This is a genomic window from Mammaliicoccus sp. Q-M61 (assembly GCF_022386055.1).
Taxonomy (GTDB): domain Bacteria; phylum Bacillota; class Bacilli; order Staphylococcales; family Staphylococcaceae; genus Mammaliicoccus; species Mammaliicoccus sciuri_A.
This window is the reverse complement of the sequence record NZ_JAJNJL010000001.1, coordinates 92,760-111,681: the sequence shown is the minus strand read 5'-3', so window position 1 is coordinate 111,681 and position 18,922 is coordinate 92,760. Positions and strand designations below refer to the sequence as shown.

The 18,922-nt window shown below is 31.3% G+C and carries 15 protein-coding genes; 10 read left to right on the top strand and 5 right to left on the bottom strand.

All coding sequences use genetic code 11. The features are described 5' to 3' along the window. Positions 1 to 25: 25 nt before the first annotated feature. Positions 26 to 472 (top strand): 1,4-dihydroxy-2-naphthoyl-CoA hydrolase MenI, encoded by a 447-nt coding sequence (menI, locus tag LQ677_RS00515; RefSeq protein WP_025905924.1) that lies wholly within the window; start codon positions 26 to 28, stop codon positions 470 to 472. 53 nt (positions 473 to 525) lie between these two features. Here the strand turns inward: menI and LQ677_RS00510 are convergent, their stop codons facing one another. Beyond that, on the bottom strand, positions 526 to 825 hold the full coding sequence (locus tag LQ677_RS00510) for a HesB/YadR/YfhF family protein (protein WP_025905926.1): 300 nt from the start codon (positions 823 to 825) through the stop codon (positions 526 to 528). A gap of 13 nt (positions 826 to 838) precedes the next feature. Further along, entirely contained in the window at positions 839 to 1,420 is a 582-nt protein-coding gene (gene plsY / locus LQ677_RS00505) for a glycerol-3-phosphate 1-O-acyltransferase PlsY (protein WP_051575392.1), read from the bottom strand. A gap of 201 nt (positions 1,421 to 1,621) precedes the next feature. Here plsY and parE point away from each other — a divergent pair, with 201 nt between their 5' ends. From parE to alsT, 3 genes are all read left to right on the top strand, one after another. Then, on the top strand, positions 1,622 to 3,625 hold the full coding sequence (gene parE, locus LQ677_RS00500) for a DNA topoisomerase IV subunit B (RefSeq protein ID WP_037587937.1): 2,004 nt from the start codon (positions 1,622 to 1,624) through the stop codon (positions 3,623 to 3,625). Then, positions 3,625 to 6,039: a DNA topoisomerase IV subunit A gene (gene parC, locus LQ677_RS00495; protein ID WP_126477031.1), complete on the top strand. Its 2,415-nt coding sequence runs from the start codon at positions 3,625 to 3,627 to the stop codon at positions 6,037 to 6,039. The genes parE and parC overlap by 1 nt, the downstream gene beginning before the upstream one ends. 84 nt (positions 6,040 to 6,123) lie before the next feature. Then, positions 6,124 to 7,686 (top strand): glutamine transporter AlsT, encoded by a 1,563-nt coding sequence (alsT, locus tag LQ677_RS00490; RefSeq protein WP_126477029.1) that lies wholly within the window; start codon positions 6,124 to 6,126, stop codon positions 7,684 to 7,686. A gap of 43 nt (positions 7,687 to 7,729) precedes the next feature. Here the strand turns inward: alsT and LQ677_RS00485 are convergent, their stop codons facing one another. Continuing rightward, positions 7,730 to 8,713 carry a DUF1002 domain-containing protein gene (locus tag LQ677_RS00485; RefSeq protein WP_191835541.1) on the bottom strand — a complete coding sequence of 328 codons (984 nt, stop codon included), beginning with the start codon at positions 8,711 to 8,713 and terminating at the stop codon, positions 7,730 to 7,732. Between the two features lie 101 nt (positions 8,714 to 8,814). On the opposite strand from LQ677_RS00485, the gene glcT reads away from it, so the two are divergent. The 4 genes from glcT to mprF all read left to right on the top strand — a co-directional run bounded on the left by glcT (position 8,815) and on the right by mprF (position 15,856). After that, the gene (gene glcT / locus LQ677_RS00480) at positions 8,815 to 9,651 is read left to right on the top strand and encodes a glucose PTS transporter transcription antiterminator GlcT (protein ID WP_037587943.1); all 837 of its coding nucleotides are present in this window, start codon (positions 8,815 to 8,817) and stop codon (positions 9,649 to 9,651) included. A 123-nt stretch (positions 9,652 to 9,774) separates the two neighbouring features. Then, positions 9,775 to 11,841: a glucose-specific PTS transporter subunit IIBC gene (gene ptsG / locus LQ677_RS00475; protein WP_239747992.1), complete on the top strand. Its 2,067-nt coding sequence runs from the start codon at positions 9,775 to 9,777 to the stop codon at positions 11,839 to 11,841. A gap of 213 nt (positions 11,842 to 12,054) precedes the next feature. Next, positions 12,055 to 13,209: an AI-2E family transporter gene (locus LQ677_RS00470; RefSeq protein WP_078099920.1), complete on the top strand. Its 1,155-nt coding sequence runs from the start codon at positions 12,055 to 12,057 to the stop codon at positions 13,207 to 13,209. Between the two features lie 121 nt (positions 13,210 to 13,330). After that, positions 13,331 to 15,856, top strand: a complete 2,526-nt coding sequence (gene mprF / locus LQ677_RS00465; RefSeq protein ID WP_239747991.1) for a bifunctional lysylphosphatidylglycerol flippase/synthetase MprF — start codon at positions 13,331 to 13,333, stop codon at positions 15,854 to 15,856. 388 nt (positions 15,857 to 16,244) lie between these two features. Here the strand turns inward: mprF and LQ677_RS00460 are convergent, their stop codons facing one another. Next, positions 16,245 to 16,808 (bottom strand): LysE family translocator, encoded by a 564-nt coding sequence (locus LQ677_RS00460; protein WP_204258466.1) that lies wholly within the window; start codon positions 16,806 to 16,808, stop codon positions 16,245 to 16,247. Positions 16,809 to 16,901: 93 nt separating this feature from the next. Between LQ677_RS00460 and LQ677_RS00455 the strand changes: the two genes are divergently transcribed. Both LQ677_RS00455 and LQ677_RS00450 read left to right on the top strand, forming a co-directional pair. Further along, entirely contained in the window at positions 16,902 to 17,798 is an 897-nt protein-coding gene (locus LQ677_RS00455) for a LysR family transcriptional regulator (protein ID WP_239747990.1), read from the top strand. After that, complete coding sequence (locus LQ677_RS00450) at positions 17,798 to 18,181, top strand: VOC family protein (RefSeq protein ID WP_126476731.1); 384 nt, start codon at positions 17,798 to 17,800, stop codon at positions 18,179 to 18,181. The genes LQ677_RS00455 and LQ677_RS00450 overlap by 1 nt, the downstream gene beginning before the upstream one ends. Positions 18,182 to 18,259: 78 nt before the next feature. Here the strand turns inward: LQ677_RS00450 and LQ677_RS00445 are convergent, their stop codons facing one another. Beyond that, the gene (locus tag LQ677_RS00445; protein WP_239747989.1) at positions 18,260 to 18,877 is read right to left on the bottom strand and encodes a DedA family protein; all 618 of its coding nucleotides are present in this window, start codon (positions 18,875 to 18,877) and stop codon (positions 18,260 to 18,262) included. Positions 18,878 to 18,922: the final 45 nt, after the last annotated feature.

The following is an 18,922-nucleotide window of genomic DNA, read 5'->3' as shown; positions in this document are numbered from 1 at the left end:
GGAATTTAGAAAGAGGGATTGAATCATGATTTATAGTGAAACACCAATAGATGTTAGATATGCAGAGACGGATAAAATGGGCGTTGTTTATCACGCAAATTATGCGATTTGGTTCGAAGTAGCGAGAACAGATTACATTTATAAAGCGGGATTTAGTTACGCAGATATGGAGAATGCGGGGATTATATCTCCTGTAGTTGATTTGAATATTACTTATAAAAAGTCTATAACATACCCTGAAAAAGTTATCATTAAAACGTGGATTTCTCATTATTCACCTATAAGATCAATTTATTCTTATGAGATATTAAATGAACAACGAGAAGTTGTATCAACAGGATCAACAACGCATGTATGCTTGAAAAAAGGTTCAAACAGACCAATTAGATTAGATAAGAGTTTCCCTGAATGGCATAAAGCATATTTAAAAATTCATGAAGAAACTGAACAAGGTGTAGATCGTAAACTATAATAAATAAGCAGATGTGTTTCGCTAAATACACGAAATACATCTGCTTTTATAGTTTATCTTGAAGCTTTGACTTCATATTTAATTTCTCCATTATCATTTAAATCAATTACTAAGTCATTATCATCAAAGTACCATAAATCTTTTTCATCAATAAAAAATGGAATATCGTTTTTCTCGTCTTTAAAACCAACTTCAGAAGAACTTAATTCTTCTACAGTAAATGCGGGTGAGAAGCCTTGTTTTAACTGAAATTCACCGCCATAACGAACGAAAAATCGTAAGGCTTGATCATCATTGAATTCTAATTCATCTTTAAACCATTCGATAGCTTTTTCAGTAATTTCTAGATTCATAGTGCATTCTCCTTTACATCCATTTGATTTTTGGTTCTTGTCCTTTGAATATTCTTACGATATTTGATTGGTGTCTGACGAGCAGTATAACCAATATTACAATAGATACGATTAAGAATGGTATATCACCAATGATAATTGCACCTATAAAACAACTTATACCCGCTACAATACTAGATAATGATACATATTTAGTTAAATATAGAATTACAAAGAATATAATAGCTAGTATAATTAATAGTATCGGATGTACACCTAGAACAGCACCTGCACTTGTTGCAACGGCTTTTCCACCTTTGAATTTCAAAAATATTGGAAATACATGTCCGACTACTGCACAAATACCTACAAATATGCTAGGAATATCTACATTAAACCATATTGGGAAGAAAACTACAATAAAACCTTTGAAGATATCTAAAAACATCACGATAAATCCAGCTTTTTTTCCTAATACTCTAAATGTATTTGTAGCACCTAGGTTGCCACTTCCAAATTGTCGAATATCTTTTTTATAAAATAACTTACCTAACACAAGGCCACTTGGGAAACATCCAACTAAGTAGCTAAGTATAATAACAACAAATGTCATTATTGAAACACTCCTTTGATAGCAGGTACTAATAGTTTACCATAACTGTATATCGGTTACTATTTAAAAATATGATATTGTCTGTACAATGTAAAGGGAAATTGTACCACAATTAGGGATAGGGCTTGCATTTTCTAGGGATTTATAACAAAATAACTATTGTAAAGTAAAAGAAACGAACGTACGTTTGTAGGAGGAGAAATATTGAATAAACAAGCAAAAGTTCAATATGGTGAAGATTCAATACAAGTACTCGAAGGTTTAGAAGCAGTTAGAAAAAGACCTGGTATGTACATTGGATCAACAGATGTCCGCGGACTTCACCATTTAGTATATGAAATAGTAGATAACTCTGTTGATGAAATTTTAAATGGCTTCGGTACAGAAATCGAAGTAACCATTCATAAAGATAATAGTATTTCTGTTCATGATAACGGTAGGGGGATGCCTACAGGATTACATAAGACTGGTAAACCGACACCTGAAGTTATATTTACTGTCCTTCATGCCGGCGGTAAATTCGGTCAAGGTGGCTATAAAACATCTGGAGGACTACACGGTGTAGGTGCTTCGGTTGTTAATGCTTTGAGTGAATGGTTAGAAGTAACAATTTATAGAGAAGGTCATATTTATAAACAAAAATTCAAAAATGGTGGCGTACCTGTTACAACATTAGAGAAAAAGGGGAAAACACGTAAAACGGGTACAACGGTTCATTTCAAACCAGATTCAAAAATATTTAAAGCTTCAACACATTTTAACTTTGAAACGTTATGTGAAAGACTTCAAGAATCAGCATTTTTACTGAAAGCACTAAAAATAAAAGTAACGGATTTAAGGGGAGAAGAACCTAGAGAAGTATTTTATCATTATGAAGATGGTATTAAAGAATTTGTTAATTATTTAAATGAAGGCAAAGACGTGTTGCATGACGTTGCTATGTTTAGTGGCGAATCAAATGGAATTGAAGTAGATATTAGTTTTCAATTTAATGACCAATATTCTGAAACGATTCTAAGTTTCGTAAATAACGTCCGTACTAAAGACGGAGGTACACATGAAACAGCCTTAAAGACAGCATTTACTCGTGTATTCAATGAATATGCACGAAAAATCGGTGAACTTAAACAAAAAGATAAAAACCTTGATGGTAGTGACATTCGTGAAGGTTTGACAGCTATAATTTCTGTAAGAATTCCAGAAGATTTATTACAGTTTGAAGGACAAACTAAGTCTAAATTAGGTACAACAGAAGCACGTGCAGCTGTTGATTCCGTTATGTCAGATCAACTGCCTTTCTACTTAGAAGAGAAAGGTCAATTATCAAAGGCATTACTTAAAAAAGCGATTAAAGCATCTCAAGCACGTGAAGCAGCAAGAAAAGCGCGTGAAGAAGCTAGAAATGGTAAGAAAAACAAACGTAAAGAAACTTTATTATCTGGTAAATTAACGCCAGCACAAAGTAAAAATACAGAGAAAAACGAACTTTATTTAGTCGAAGGGGATTCTGCCGGAGGATCAGCTAAATTAGGGCGTGATCGTAAATTCCAAGCAATTTTACCGTTAAGAGGTAAAGTTATTAATACAGAAAAAGCTAAACTTGAAGATATCTTTAAAAATGAAGAAATCAATACGATTATTCATACAATAGGTGCAGGTGTTGGTGCAGACTTTAATATTGAAGATAGTAATTACAACAAAGTGATTATTATGACAGATGCCGATACTGATGGTGCACATATTCAAGTATTATTATTAACTTTCTTCTTCAAATATATGAGACCGCTATTAGAAGCAGGTAGAGTATATATTGCATTACCACCTTTATATAAATTAGAAAAAGGTAAAGGTAAGTCAAAACAAGTTGAATATGCATGGACTGATGAAGATTTAGAAGTATTAATGAAGAAAATTGGTAAAGGTTTCACACTTCAACGTTATAAAGGTTTAGGTGAAATGAATGCCGATCAACTATGGGAAACAACAATGGATCCTGAAACAAGAACGTTAATTCGCGTAAGTATTGATGATGAAGTACGTTCACAACGAAGAGTGACTACATTGATGGGTGACAAAGTTGAACCACGTAGAGAATGGATTGAAAGACACGTTCAATTTGGTATGCAAGAAGATCAAAGTATACTTGAAAGTGATGACATTCAAGTACTTGATGATGAAGTAGAATCATTAGAGGAGGAAGTTAAATAATGGTTGAACAAATTCAAAACCTTCCTTTAGAAGATGTAATTGGAGATAGATTCGGTAGATATAGTAAATATATCATTCAAGATCGTGCACTGCCTGATGTACGAGATGGATTAAAACCTGTACAACGTAGAATATTATTTGCGATGTATAAAGATGGTAATACGTATGATAGAAACTTTAGAAAAAGTGCTAAAACGGTTGGTAACGTAATCGGTAATTATCATCCACATGGTGATTCTTCTGTGTACGATGCAATGGTTCGTATGAGTCAAGATTGGAAATTGAGACACGTACTAATAGAAATGCATGGTAATAACGGTAGTATTGATAATGACCCTCCTGCAGCGATGCGTTATACTGAGGCTAAATTAAGTAAATTAGCTGAAGTGTTATTACAAGATATTGATAAAGAAACAGTTGAACATGTACAAAACTTTGATGATACAGCGATGGAGCCTATGGTATTACCAGCTAGGTATCCTAACTTATTAGTCAACGGATCTACAGGTATTTCTGCTGGTTATGCAACTGATATTCCACCGCATAATCTAGGAGAAGTCATTGATGCGACATTAAAGCTTATCGATAAGCCAAGTACAACTGTAGATGAATTAATTGAACATATAAAAGGACCGGATTTCCCAACAGGTGGTATTATTCAAGGGTTAGATGGTATTAAGAAAGCCTATAAAACAGGTAAAGGTAAAATCGTTGTTAGAAGTAAAGTAGAAATAGAAAAAATTAGAGGCGGAAGAGAACAAATCGTCGTAACTGAAGTACCATTTGAAGTTAACAAAGGTACGCTAGTTAAGAAAATTGATGAACTTAGAGCTGATAAGAAAATTGAAGGTATTGTAGAAGTTCGAGATGAAACAGATAGAGAAGGTTTACGAATTGCGATTGAACTTAAGAAAGATATTAATAGTGAAGGTGTTCTGAATTACCTTTATAAGAATACAGACTTACAAGTGCTTTATCATTTTAATATGGTAGCAATAAATAATAGAAGACCTGAATTATTAGGCCTTAAATCAATTCTTGAAAGTTATATTGAACATCAAAAAGAAGTCGTAACAAGACGTTCTCAATATGAATTATCTCAAGCACAAAAACGTATGCACATCGTTGAAGGTTTAATTAAAGCATTGTCTATTTTAGACGAAGTTATTGAAACAATTAGAGCTTCTAAAAACAAACGTGATGCGAAAGAAAATTTAATTGCGAAATTTGAATTTACTGAAGAACAAGCTGAAGCAATCGTAATGTTACAGCTTTATAGATTAACAAATACAGATATTGTTTCATTAGAAAATGAATTTGATGAACTTAAACAAACTATCGAACGCTTAAAAGATATTTTACAAAATGAAAAATCATTATTTAAAGTGATTAAAAATGAGCTTAGAGCAGTTCGAAAAGAATTTGCAGATGAACGTTTAACTGAAATCGAAGAAAAAATTGAAGAAATAAAAATTGAAAAAGAAATTTTAGTTCCAAGTGAAGAAACTATCGTTTCTGTTACGCATGATGGATACATTAAACGTACTTCTAATAGAAGTTATATCGCAAGTGGTGTTGAAGAAGTAGGACTTAAAGACGGTGACTACTTATTAATGCACGAAAAAATGAATACGCAAGATACTTTAATTGTATTCACAAATAAAGGTAATTACTTATTTATACCTGTACATGAAATTGTGGACTTAAAGTGGAAAGATCTTGGTAAACATATTTCACAAATGATTCCAATTGATGATGACGAACGTGTCATTTCTGTAAATAAAGAAACTGATTTCAAGCCATCATCTAATTATATTATCGCGACGAAAAACGGCATGATCAAAAAGTCTACAAATGATAAATTTAAAGCGAGCAGAATTACAAAACCACTCGTTGCCATTAAACTTAAAGGTGACGATGAAGTTGTGTCCGTACTGAAAATAGTAAATGATGAACTTATAACAGTGATTACTGAAAAAGGTATGAGCTTAACTTACGATACGGATGAATTATCCGACATTGGTTTGAAAGCGGCTGGCGTTAAATCTATCAACTTAAAAGATAATGATAGAGTTGTAATGACAGATAAATTACCAAATGATCAATCTGTCTTTATTGTGACGGATCGTGGTTCAGTTAAAAGAATGAAAGCAGAACAATTTGTACCTGCTAAAAGATCTCAACGCGGCTTAATGATTTTGAAAGAACTAAAATCAAAAGCGCATAGAATTGTATTTGCTAGAACCGTTTCAGAAGATGAAACATGCGTTATCATTTCAGAAAAAGATCAAGTCAAAGTGAATACTAAAGACTTTAACTTTAGTGAACGATACACAAATGGTCGATTTGTTGTTGACGAGAATGACTTTGGTCAAGTTATCGATGCATATTTTGAAGAAAAAGCTATAGATTAAAAAAATATAGTCATAATGAATGGCACATGGTAAAATCATGATAGCAATTTATTATGACTATATTATTAGAATTGAGGGATTTCTTTGAAAGATTTTGATAGTTATATCCCAGATTGGTTTCATAATTTTGTCCAATGGGGTAATGATTTAATTTGGACTCAAAACTTAATTTTCCTATTACTACTAGCTGGTGTATTCTTTACAATAAGTTCTAGAGTAGTACAACTTAGATGGCTACCAGAAATGTTTAGAGTCATTTTCGAAAAACCTGAAACGTTAGAAGATGGAAGAAAAGGTATATCTTCTTTCCAAGCATTTGCTATAAGTGCTGCTTCTCGTGTTGGTACTGGTAATATCGCAGGTGTTGCAACAGCGATTGTACTAGGTGGCCCAGGTGCAGTATTTTGGATGTGGGTTATTGCATTCATTGGTGCAGCAAGTGCATTCTTTGAAGCAACATTAGCACAAGTATATAAAGTTAAAGATAAAGAAGGTGGGTTCCGTGGTGGACCAGCTTATTACATAGAACGTGGTTTAGGTCAGAAATGGCTTGGTGTTGTGTTTGCAATACTTATAACAGTAACGTTTGCATTTGTATTTAACACAGTTCAATCTAATACGATTGCAGCTTCTTTAAATGAACAATATGAATTTTCAAATGTGATAACTGGAGTTATCTTGGCTATTATTACAGCATTAGTTATTTTTGGTGGTGTAAGAAGTATCGCAACAGTATCTTCATTTATCGTGCCAATTATGGCAGTTGGATATATTGGTTTAGTTGGTTATATCTTATTTATGAATGCTGATCAAATTTGGCCAATGATTCAAAATATCGTAAGAAGTGCATTTGGTTTACATCCTGCATTTGGTGGGGCAATGGGATTTGCAATTATGCAAGGTATTAAACGTGGCTTATTCTCTAACGAAGCTGGTATGGGTTCTGCAGCAAACGCAGCAGCAACAGCAGCCGTAAGTCACCCAGTTAAACAAGGTTTAATCCAAGCGTTAGGTGTATTCTTTGATACTATGATTATCTGTTCAGCAACAGCAATCATGTTATTACTTTATACTGATTTACAATTTGGAGCAGATGCGCCTCAAGGTGTGGCTGTAACGCAACAAGCACTTACAACACATGTAGGTGAATTCGGTGGTATATTCTTAACATTAGCTGTATTTATGTTCGCATTCTCTTCAATTATTGGTAACTATTACTACGGTCAATCAAATATTGAATACTTAACAAAAAATAAAATCGTAATGTTTATCTTTAGAGCATTAGTAGTAGCTATGGTCTTTGTAGGATCAGTTGTACAAGTACAAACAGTATGGGATACAGCAGACTTATTTATGGGATTAATGGCAATCATCAATATCGTAGCACTATTCGGACTTGCAACAGTTGTATTTGAAGTTGCTAAAGATTATCGTGCACAAAGAAAGCGTAAGTTAAACCCAGTATTTAAAATTGAAAACTTAAAAGTTAACTATAATAATATCGAAGCATGGGGCGATAACCCTTATACAACATTAAACAAAAAAGAAACAACAGAACAATCATCTGAAGCAAATACAAAGTATGAAGAACCTAAACAAGATACTTTTGACATTATTAAAGATGATGATAAAGACGAAGATAAATAATATAAGAAAAACGCCATGGGCTCGTGCCCATGGCGTTTTCAATTTATTTAAATAAGTTTGCAATTGAATTGAAGATATCTTTGATGGCAGCTACGATTTTATCCCAGAAACCTTCGTCTTGAAGTTTGTCTTTAATATCGTTACCTAAGTCTTCTGCTTTTTTCTTTGCATCTTTAAATTCATCTGATTTAACTAAATCATTAACATAATCTTTTGAGTTATTAATAAAGTCTTTTGCATTTTCACCGCTAAAGACACCGTCTTTTTGTGCTTTATCAATAACATTAACAATCATATTAATTTGGTTATCATTAATAACATTTGTTAAACCATTGTCTTCAATCTTCTGATTGACGATATTTGTGATTTCATTGATTGTTACATTACCAGATTTTTCAGCTACAGCTTGTTTAGATTCTGCAATTGTTTTGTTTAATTGTGATTGAGAAAAACCTTCTTGACCTTTATTTTCTTCAGTAATTTGATTAATTGTAGATAATTCTTCTTGAGCGACTTGTGTTCTGCTTGAATCTACTTCTTCACCTTGTTCTTCAAATGCTTTGTATACACCAGCTAAGGCACTTTCGCCAGTTACATCTTCACTTGATGCAATTGTAACATCTGCATCTTGAATACCTGCTGTCATTAAAGCATTTTTATATGTGTCTTTAGTTACTTTTGTAATTTGACCTTGGTCTTGATTGATCGTTAAGTTAAGACCACTGCCTTTAGAAGTCTTTGTAATACGGATACTTGATTTTAAGACATCATTTGATGATTGCATATTTAAGTATTTATTTAAGTCATCAGCCGTAACGTAAGTTGTCTTGTCACTGTTTTTAGTGCCTAATAAGTTAGAAGTTGTATCTTTAGCACTTGAATTGTTTTGTAATGCTGCACCATAAACAGTAACGGCATTATCCCAAGCCTCTTCAGTTACCGCATGGGCTTGATGTTTCGGATATAAAATTGTAGATAATAATAAAACAGCAAGAACACTTATTATATATAGTTTCGTCTTTTTCATATGTTTGCACATCCTCGTATTTATTGATATAAAATATATCTATCATTATATTATCATCAAATGTATAATATGTAATAGGTCTTCAGAATGAGGTTTTAGATATGGGAAAATACATTATCGAAAAAGCATTAAACAATAATGTGTTAGTTGCTAATTATTATGATAAAGAAGTTATATTAGTTGGTAAGGGGATTGGTTTCGGAAAAAAACAAGGTGAAGAAATTAATACAGATTTAATCGAAAAGGTATATTTATTAGAATCTGAAAATGATAAAAATAAATATAAGCAATTATTAGATGGTACTAATGATGAAGTGTTTAATATCGTATTAGAAGTTGTAAATGGTATCGATAAACAGTTAGGTGGAAGTGTTAGTGAAAAGACATTAATATCTTTAACAGACCATATGTTATTTGCGATCAAGCGTATTAAAGAAGGTATACATGTTCATAATCCTTTTTTAAAAGAGACTGAACTGCTTTATCCGAGAGAATATCAAATAGCAGAAAAAGCTGTTAAAGCATTAAATGAAAAATTAAACTTACAGTTTATTGAATCAGAAGCTGGATTTATTGCATTACATATCCACTCTGCTGAAGTAAACCATTCAATTCATGATATACACAATATAAAAGCGATTATTCAAAAAGCAATCATTATAATAGAAGAAGGCCTAGAAGTTGATATTAACAAAAATAGTATTAATTATAGTCGTTTTGTTCGGCACCTTCACTTTGCGATTCAAAGAGTATTGGCAGATGAACGAATTCCAGATGCAACTAATATCGAAACACTATTGAAAGCGCAATATCCATTGTGCTATAATATTTCTGTAAAGATAGTGAAGATGATGCAAACACAGTTGAAGAAGCCGGTATATCAATCTGAATTGGCATATTTAACGATGCATATTCAACACTTTAATAATAACTTATAAATTGCGTGTTACTGATACGATCAGGCATGAGCAAATAGACTTTACCGTAATGGTAAGTTTCTTTGCTCATGCCTTTTTTCATGCCGTGATTTATAAAGTTAAACAATTAGGAGGGTATTAATTATGTTTAAAAAGTTCTTTGGACAATTGCAACGTATTGGTAAAGCATTAATGTTACCAGTTGCGATTTTACCAGCAGCGGGTATTTTACTTGCGTTTGGTAATGCAATGCAAAACGATCAATTCGTTGAAATTGCACCTTGGTTAAAATCTGATGTTATTGTCATGATAGCTTCAGTAATGGAATCATCAGGTCAAATTATCTTTGATAATTTACCATTACTTTTCGCACTCGGGACAGCATTAGGTTTAGCTGGAGGAGATGGTGTTGCAGCATTAGCAGCATTAGTTGGTTACCTTATTATGAATACAACAATGGGTGTTGTTAAAGGTATTTCAATTGATGATATTTATAGCTACGCTGAAGGCGCTAAAACTTTAGGACAAACTGCTAAAGATCCAGCAAACGCATTAGTTCTTGGTATTCCAACACTTCAAACAGGGGTGTTTGGTGGTATTATAATGGGTGCTCTTGCAGCATGGTGTTACAACAAATATTATAATATCAACTTACCACCATTCTTAGGATTCTTTGCTGGTAAAAGATTTGTACCAATTATCACATCTGTAGTTGCAATTATTGCAGGTATTATTCTTTCATTTGCATGGCCACCAATTCAAGATGGCTTAAATAACTTATCTACATTCTTATTAGATAAGAACTTAGCTTTAACGACATTTATATTTGGTATTATTGAACGTGCTTTAATTCCATTTGGATTGCATCACATTTTCTACTCACCATTCTGGTTCGAATTTGGTAACTATGTAAATTCTGCTGGTGAATTAGTTCGTGGTGACCAAAGAATATTCATGGCACAAGTTAAAGACGGTGTACCATTTACAGCTGGTGCATTCACAACTGGTAAATATCCATTTATGATGTTTGGTTTACCAGCTGCAGCATATGCAATCTATCGTCAAGCTCGTCCAGAGCGTAAAAAAGTTGTCGGTGGTTTAATGTTATCTGCAGGTTTAACATCATTCCTAACAGGTATTACTGAACCATTAGAATTCTCATTCTTATTCGTAGCACCAATATTATACGGTATTCATGTTATTTTAGCAGGTACATCATTCTTAGTGATGCATCTTCTACATATCCAAATCGGTATGACATTCTCTGGAGGATTTATCGATTACGTTTTATACGGATTATTAAACTGGGATCGTACTAATGCACTACTTGTTATTCCAGTAGGTATTATTTATGCGTTAGTTTATTACTTCTTATTCACATTTGCGATTAAGAAATTTAACTTAAAAACACCTGGTCGTGAAGATAAAGAATCTGAAACACGCAACAGTTCAGTAGCTGAACTTCCATTCGATGTATTAGATGCAATGGGTGGTAAAGAAAACATCAAACATTTAGATGCATGTATTACGCGTTTACGTGTTGAAGTATTAAATAAATCTGAAGTAAACAAAGATGAACTGAAAAGTTTAGGTGCTTCAGGTGTACTTGAAGTTGGTAACAATATTCAAGCTATTTTCGGACCTAAATCAGATCAAATTAAACACGATATGGCACGTATCATTTCAGGAGAAATTACGAAACCTGATGAAACAACTGTTACTGAAGAAGGCGATCAAGAAAGTGCTGCTATTTTAGCTGAAGGTGGCGCAACAATTTATGCTCCTATTAAAGGTGAAGTTGTTAATATTTCTGAAGTACCAGATAAAGTATTCTCTGAAAAAATGATGGGTGATGGCGTTGCAATTATTCCTGAAACTGGTGAAGTAGTTGCACCATTTGATGGTAAATTGAAAATGACATTCCCAACAAAACATGCAATCGGTTTAGAATCTAATGACGGTGTTGAATTATTAATCCACTTCGGTTTAGAAACAGTTAAATTAGAAGGTAAAGGATTTGAAATTTTAGCGGAAGCTGATACAGATATTGTTAAAGGTCAACCGTTAATGAAAGTAGATTTAGACTTCATTAAAGAAAATGCTGATAGTACTGTTACACCAATTGTTGTTACTAATCTTGGTGATGCTTCATTAGAAGTACTAACAACAACTTCAGTAGAACAAGGCGATAAAATTTTAGTCGTTAAATAAGACTTTTATAGATGAGAAGATACATCTTCATGGTGTATCTTCTTTTTATATATTAAAAAACAATTATAATATTATTATGTAAACTATAATTGTAAATTTTTGTTTTTAAAGTGATACGATTAGGGTATAATAGATTATAAATCTTTAAGAGGAGGGCTTATTTTGGAAAAAGAAAAGCATTCCAATAATTCTTTGAATAAAACAACACGTTTTATGCAGTTTTTCGGTGGACGTGATATTTATTTCATTTTAGGATTATTGATTTTGATAGGGTTAACAATATTTATTTTCCAACATGTTTCATTTATTTTTGAACCTATCGTTACGATCACGACAACTTTAATTGGCCCAATTATTGTTGCGTTTGTTGCATTCTATTTGTTTAATCCTTTAATTAATTTTATGGAAAGGTTTAACATCTCTAGATTATGGGGGATTATCATATTATTATGTGTAATTATCGCAGCATTTACACTAATTGTGACGTTATTAATACCTGTTGTGCAACATCAAGTTGAGAGTTTATCTAAAAATTTACCTACATATTTCGATGAATTTAGTGATAAATTAAAAGAGCTTTCTCAAAATTCATTTGTAGCGGATTACTATACACAAGCTCAAAATTGGTTCCAACAAAACTTTAGTGATATTCCAAAGAAAATATCTAATTCAGTAGGGGATTTCAGTAATAAGTTCCAATCATTTGTATCTACAATTACACATGTTGTTGTGATCATTATTACATTCCCATTTGTATTATTCTTCTTACTTAAAGATGGTGCAAAGTTTAGAAATTACTTTATTAGATTAATGCCACCAAAATTCAGAAAAGATACACACGATTTAATTGATAAAATGAACGTTCAAGTTGGTTCTTATATTCAAGGTCAAATGATTGTTGCTTTCTGTATTGGTGTATTACTATTTATTGGTTATTCAATCATTGGATTAGACTATGCACTAACTTTAGCAAGTATTGCTGCTGTGACAAGTGTTGTACCATATTTAGGACCAATAATTGCGATTTCACCAGCAATTATTTTAGCGGCAATTGATTCACCAATTATGTTATTGAAACTTGCAATCGTTTGGGCTGCAGTTCAATTTTTAGAAGGACATTTTATTTCGCCAAATATTATGGGGAAAACAATGCAAATTCATCCTTTAACAATTATCTTTGTATTGTTATGTGCAGGTAATTTAGCAGGTATACTTGGTGTTATTTTAGGTATTCCAGCATACGCTATTATTAAAGTAGCTGTGACACATCTCTTCACATTATTTAAACGTCGTTATAATAAATATTATCAAGATGACTCAGGTCCATACGAGTTTAAAGATGAAGAAGTTGTATACGAAAAAGAATAAACTATAAATATAGACTGCCTTTAACTTTTGAAGCTTAATGGCAGTCTTTTATTAAACATTTTAATTTATATATTTATATGGTATTATTTGGGAGTATTACAAAATTAAAGAAGGTTGGAATATGAGACTATTAAATCGAAAGAAAATTTTGCCAGTATTAAAGGCTTTATTTATATGTATCGTATTATGCATCGTTGTATTTGTATTGCATAATGAATTAGGGAAAATCGACTTTAAAAAGACAATCGTTCTTTTTAGAGAAATGAATACTTTTTATTTTGTAGGCATCATTATATTAGGTGTACTTTCCGTATCTGTTTTATCATTATATGACATGATGTTAAAGCAATCTTTAAAAATCAGTTTACCGATACACAAAGTACAATCTATTAGTTATATTATCAATACATTTAACAGTATTTTAGGCTTTGGTGGTTTAATAGGTGCTGGTTTAAGAATTTATTCTTATAGAAATGACGTTGAAGATAAGAAAGATTTAGTTAAAAGTGTTTCATTATTATTGTTATCCATGTTAAGTGGTTTAAGTTTATTATGTGCACTTATTGTATTTCGTGTTTTTAATGCGGATGCATTACTAGCTGATATTTCATGGGCTAAAATTGTCATATATATTGGCAGTTTGTTTCTTCCATTATTTATAGTTGTGTCGTATTTAAAACCTTCTATAAGTCGAGATAGATTGCTTGGATTTAAATTTACTATTGTATCTGCACTCGAATGGATCGCGGCGAGTTACTTGTTATTTGTCATTTTAAAAGCATTACATATTCACGTAGACTTCGCACACTTAGTCGGTATATTTGTCGTTGCAGCCTTATCAGGATTAATTAGTATGATACCTGGGGGCTTTGGTGCGTTTGACTTAGTGATTTTATTAGGTATTAAGTCACTTGGCGTACCTGAAGAAAAAGTACTATTAGCATTGTTACTTTATAGAGTTGCTTATTATTTCTTCCCATTTATAATCGCACTTGGTTTATCTACATTTGAATTTGGTAGTATTGCTAAAAAATACATCGAAGAAAGTAAATTCTATACACCAGCAGTTGATACAACATCGTTTATCAAGGCTGTTCAAAGTGACTTTATGAATAAAGTACCAACATTAGCGCTAGGGCTATTATCTGGTATTACAGGTTTTGTCCTTTATTTTAATCACATATTAATCTTATATGATGCTATTTACTCACATCATTATACTTTTTATTCAATCTTATTAGCATTACATACAGCATCTACACTTATGTTACTGATTTGTGCGAAAGGTGTTATGTCTGGTACGATGCGTTCTATACTCATGAGCATTATTTCTGTCATCGTAATGTTAGTCGTATCCATATTAACGAATAGCACGATCATTGCATTTTTATGGTTAGCGATACTTTTAGTATTGTTATTTATCGGCTACAAAAATGCGCTCGTTGTTAAAAAGATTGTGACACCTATGAAAATAGTTTTAAGTGGTGTATTAATATTAACAATGTTTATTTTCAATAGAATTGTCACTAAAAATTATTTAAATTTATATCCACATGAAGTTACGAAATTTGATAAATATGCTGTATTTACAATGTTCTTAATTGCACTCGCGATATTATGTTTAATCGGTATGTGCATCACATATATTCTTTCAAAAAGATTCCAAAAAAGTTTATATACAAATGCAACATATGAAACGATACAGTCCATTATCGATCAAAATCAAGGTTCATATGTGAGTCACTTAGCATTTACAGGAGATAAATCATTTTATGTTAATAAAGATGAAGATGTCTTTATTATGTATCGACATAAGATGAATGCAGTTATCGTGTTAGGTGATCCAGTCGGTAACTCGGATAAATATCATGAAGTATTAAAAGAATTTTATGATCAAATGCATTTTTTAGGCCATGATATTATTTTCTATCAAGTACAAAGTAAATTACTATCTTTATATCATGATTATGGAAATGTCTTTTTCAAATTAGGAGAAGAAGCGCTCATAGACCTCGAAACATTTAGTTTATCTGGTAAGAAAAAGCGTGGTATGCGTGCAACACATAATAAAATGGCGTCAGAAGGCTATCAATTTGAAATTATAGAAGCGCCATATGCACAAGATGACATCGATATGTTGAAATCTATTAGTGACGGCTGGTTAGGTGACAAAAGAGAAATGAGTTTCTCAGTTGGATCATTTGATGAAGATTATTTAAATAAAGCACCAATCGCAGTTATAAGAAATGATAATAAAGAAAAAGTAGGTTTCTGTTCATTAATGTATACGAATTATAATGAATCCATATCTGTAGATCTAATTAGATGGAACAAAGAAGTAGAACTACCGATGATGGATGCTTTATATATCCATATGTTATTATGGGCACAAGAACAAGGCTATAAACAATTTAATATGGGAATGGCTACGTTATCCAATGTAGGGCATAATCAATATGCATATTTAAGAGAAAAATTTGCAGCAAAAGTATTTGAAAATATGAATGGATTATATAGCTTCCAAGGATTACGGAATTATAAACAAAAATTTTATCCAGAATGGGAACCAAGATATTTAGTATATCGAAAATATAGTTCGCTATTATGGAATTTAATAAGAGTATCATTAACAATTAATCATAAATAAAAAAGTCTGGGAGATAATTCCTAACTCAAATTATTAACACCTCATTCTACTGATTTATTCAGTATAAAATGAGGTGTTATTTTTTATAATCTACGATTTTGTTCGTGCATGCTTGCCTAGGGTATGGTTCGAGCCTGTAGTCTCTCACACATACTATTCCCTCAGGCGTCAGCACAGCACAAAATCGTTACAAATTTCCAATTTTATACAAAAAAATAAAGCACTCTCGTATAATTTAATTAATCATGACAAAAACCAAATCAACGAGGTGCCTTATGTATAAAGTGTATAACATGTCTCAAATAACTCTACCATTAAATATTGAAGTATTGATTCCAGAAAATGATATTGCACATTATGTTTTTTAGTTAAATCTCACTTTTATTCATTAATAAAAAATGCTTAATGCGGAGTATAGGATTAATAATGACATAACAGTATTGAATATATAATGATATTTATTGAGATATCTTTTTAAATAGTGTCCTAATACGCCCCATATAATAAGACAAGCCCAACCAATAATAATTGTTAGTACCATATAAACTAATGGTTTGTTATTGGAATTAGGGATAATAAAAACACCTAGTAACGTGATATAAAATAATAATGTTTTCATATTTAAAATTTGTAATAAAAATCCTGCTTTAAAAGTAGAATATACATCACCAGTTTCATCGTTTTTACTAGCAGTAAACGTTTTATAGGATAGATACAGTAAATATACAAATCCAAATATTTTCAGTGTTTGTTCAACTGCTTCAATATATTCTTCAAATAAGTATAAACAAATAGAAGCTAAAATAGCTAAAAATAAAAAACCTGCTAATATACCAAGTATAAATTTTTTTGCACCTAATAAACCATGTTTTTTTGTAGAATTCATAATAAAAATATTACTTGGACCTGGCGTAATAGATGTTACAAAAACATAAATTAAAAACGCAGACATGTTCTTCACCTCTATATAAATTTTAATGTCTTTTTGGTTATAAGTGAAATTAATGTTATTATTAATACATTAATAAAATTAATAGGTGATTGAATGAATATAAAGCAGTTAAAAATTTTAAAGACACTTATAGAAACGAAGAGTTATACAAGAACAGCGGAATTACTAAACTATACGCAATCAAATGTATCTCAACAAATTAATCAGTTAGAAGCAGAATTGAAAAATGAATTATTTATATACTCAAACAAAAAATTGATTGAAAGTGAGTTTCTTTTAAAAATATTACCTTTAGTTAATGATTATATTTCAACACACGATCAAATTATTAAATTATCGAACGAGGACATGACTCATAAATTAAAAATAGCAGCACCCGAATCACTAGTTACAACAGGATTAAGTGAAGTTATAAAAATATTTTTAGAAAAATTTCCAAATACAGAATTTGATTTGCTTAATAATACTTGTAGTAAAAATCAAGCATTACTTATGAATGGTGAAGTAGATATAGCTTTTGTGATCAATACTGGAATCCAAAATAATGCAATAAAAAAACATAAATTAAGTGATGATGAAATTGTTATTGTGGCACATCATTCTGCTCCAGATACATTAGATGAGTTGTTAAGTAGTAAACGGTATAATCATTTTGTAATAAATGAAAAAGACAGTACTTATCGCACGATGTTTGAAGATTTTTTAAGTAGTAACTTAAAGGAAGTTTCTAAAACAACAGAATTATGGAGTATAGATGCAATTAAGACATTTTTAATAGATGATATGGGATTTAGTGTATTGCCATATAGAACTGTAGAGAAAGAAATAAATTCAAATAAGTTAAAAATCATAGAGGGAAATGAGCAATTTCCTACTTTTTATTCATTCGCTTTAACAAAGAAGAAAAATTGGGATAACAATCTCATTGATTTTTTTATTCAAGAAGCAAAAATATATATGGGAAGAAATATGAAAAAGGAGGAAAAATAATGAAAATAGAAGGAATCGATCATATTGTTTTGACTGTTTCTAATATTGAAAAGACATTGGATTTTTATAGCAACATATTAGGAATGGAAATTATTGAATTTGGGGAAAATAGAAAAGCTTTAAAGTTTGGGAATCAAAAAATTAACTTGCATAGCGAACATAATATCATTAAACCTAGCGCTCATAACCCAATGGCAGGTTCAGCTGATATATGTTTAATAACTAAAACTAGTATTGAAGAAGTTGTATCTCATTTAAATAATCATAACGTTAACATTGAGGTAGGGCCAATCGATAAAGTTGGTGCACTTGGTGAAATCAATTCTGTTTATTTAAGAGATCCCGATAATAATTTAATCGAAATTTCAAACTATAAAAACTAAAAACACTTATTTATAGAATACAAAAAACTTTCATAACCAATCCTTAGAAAAAGGGGTTATGAAAGTTTTGTTTTTTATTTAATTAACACGTGTTTCTTTAATGCGTTTATACCATAAGTATAGTACATAAAGTACTGCTATCGCGATAATCGCGATAAACACTTTAGAATACATACCTACATATACGAGAATTTGATGCCAGTGATTGCCTAGCATTTTACCTAGCATAATTAGAAATATATTCCACATACCTGTACCGATTGCTGTTAAAAGTATAAATACGGGTAAGTTCATTTTAGTTATACCGGCTGGTAATGAAATGAGCGTTCTGACAATTGGGATAAAGCGTCCTAAAAAGATAGCCCAATGTCCATATTTATCTAACCATTGAATGGTCTTATCTAAGTCTTGTGTTTTGATACCTATATATTTGCCACGTTTATGTATAAATTTATATAAACGTTCTTCTCCTATAAATGCACCAATACTGTATAATACAAGTGCTCCGAGTACGGCTCCTAAAATTGTAAGTAAACATACAATTATGATATTCAACTCTGACTGTGAAGTCATAAAGCCTGCGAATGTTAATATGATTTCAGAAGGGAAGAGGTGTATAACATATTCTAAAAATACGAGTATGAAGACACCGATATATCCATAATGCGTCATAAAATCAGTAATCCATTGTTCCATAATGTTCTCCTTTTATATCTTAAATACTGATAGATGTTATATAAA

Bases quoted from the DNA above. Each gene is read 5' to 3' on its own strand.
- menI (WP_025905924.1), top strand. From the start codon at position 26: ATGATTTATAGTGAAACACCAATAGATGTTAGATATGCAGAGACGGAT.
- LQ677_RS00460 (WP_204258466.1), bottom strand. From the start codon at position 16,808: ATGTCTGCGTTTTTAATTTATGTTTTTGTAACATCTATTACGCCAGGT.
- mprF (WP_239747991.1), top strand. From the start codon at position 13,331: ATGAGACTATTAAATCGAAAGAAAATTTTGCCAGTATTAAAGGCTTTA.
- ptsG (WP_239747992.1), top strand. From the start codon at position 9,775: ATGTTTAAAAAGTTCTTTGGACAATTGCAACGTATTGGTAAAGCATTA.
- LQ677_RS00485 (WP_191835541.1), bottom strand. From the start codon at position 8,713: ATGAAAAAGACGAAACTATATATAATAAGTGTTCTTGCTGTTTTATTA.
- LQ677_RS00445 (WP_239747989.1), bottom strand. From the start codon at position 18,877: ATGGAACAATGGATTACTGATTTTATGACGCATTATGGATATATCGGT.
- parC (WP_126477031.1), top strand. From the start codon at position 3,625: ATGGTTGAACAAATTCAAAACCTTCCTTTAGAAGATGTAATTGGAGAT.
- glcT (WP_037587943.1), top strand. From the start codon at position 8,815: ATGGGAAAATACATTATCGAAAAAGCATTAAACAATAATGTGTTAGTT.
- LQ677_RS00455 (WP_239747990.1), top strand. From the start codon at position 16,902: ATGAATATAAAGCAGTTAAAAATTTTAAAGACACTTATAGAAACGAAG.
- LQ677_RS00470 (WP_078099920.1), top strand. From the start codon at position 12,055: ATGCAGTTTTTCGGTGGACGTGATATTTATTTCATTTTAGGATTATTG.
- LQ677_RS00510 (WP_025905926.1), bottom strand. From the start codon at position 825: ATGAATCTAGAAATTACTGAAAAAGCTATCGAATGGTTTAAAGATGAA.
- LQ677_RS00450 (WP_126476731.1), top strand. From the start codon at position 17,798: ATGAAAATAGAAGGAATCGATCATATTGTTTTGACTGTTTCTAATATT.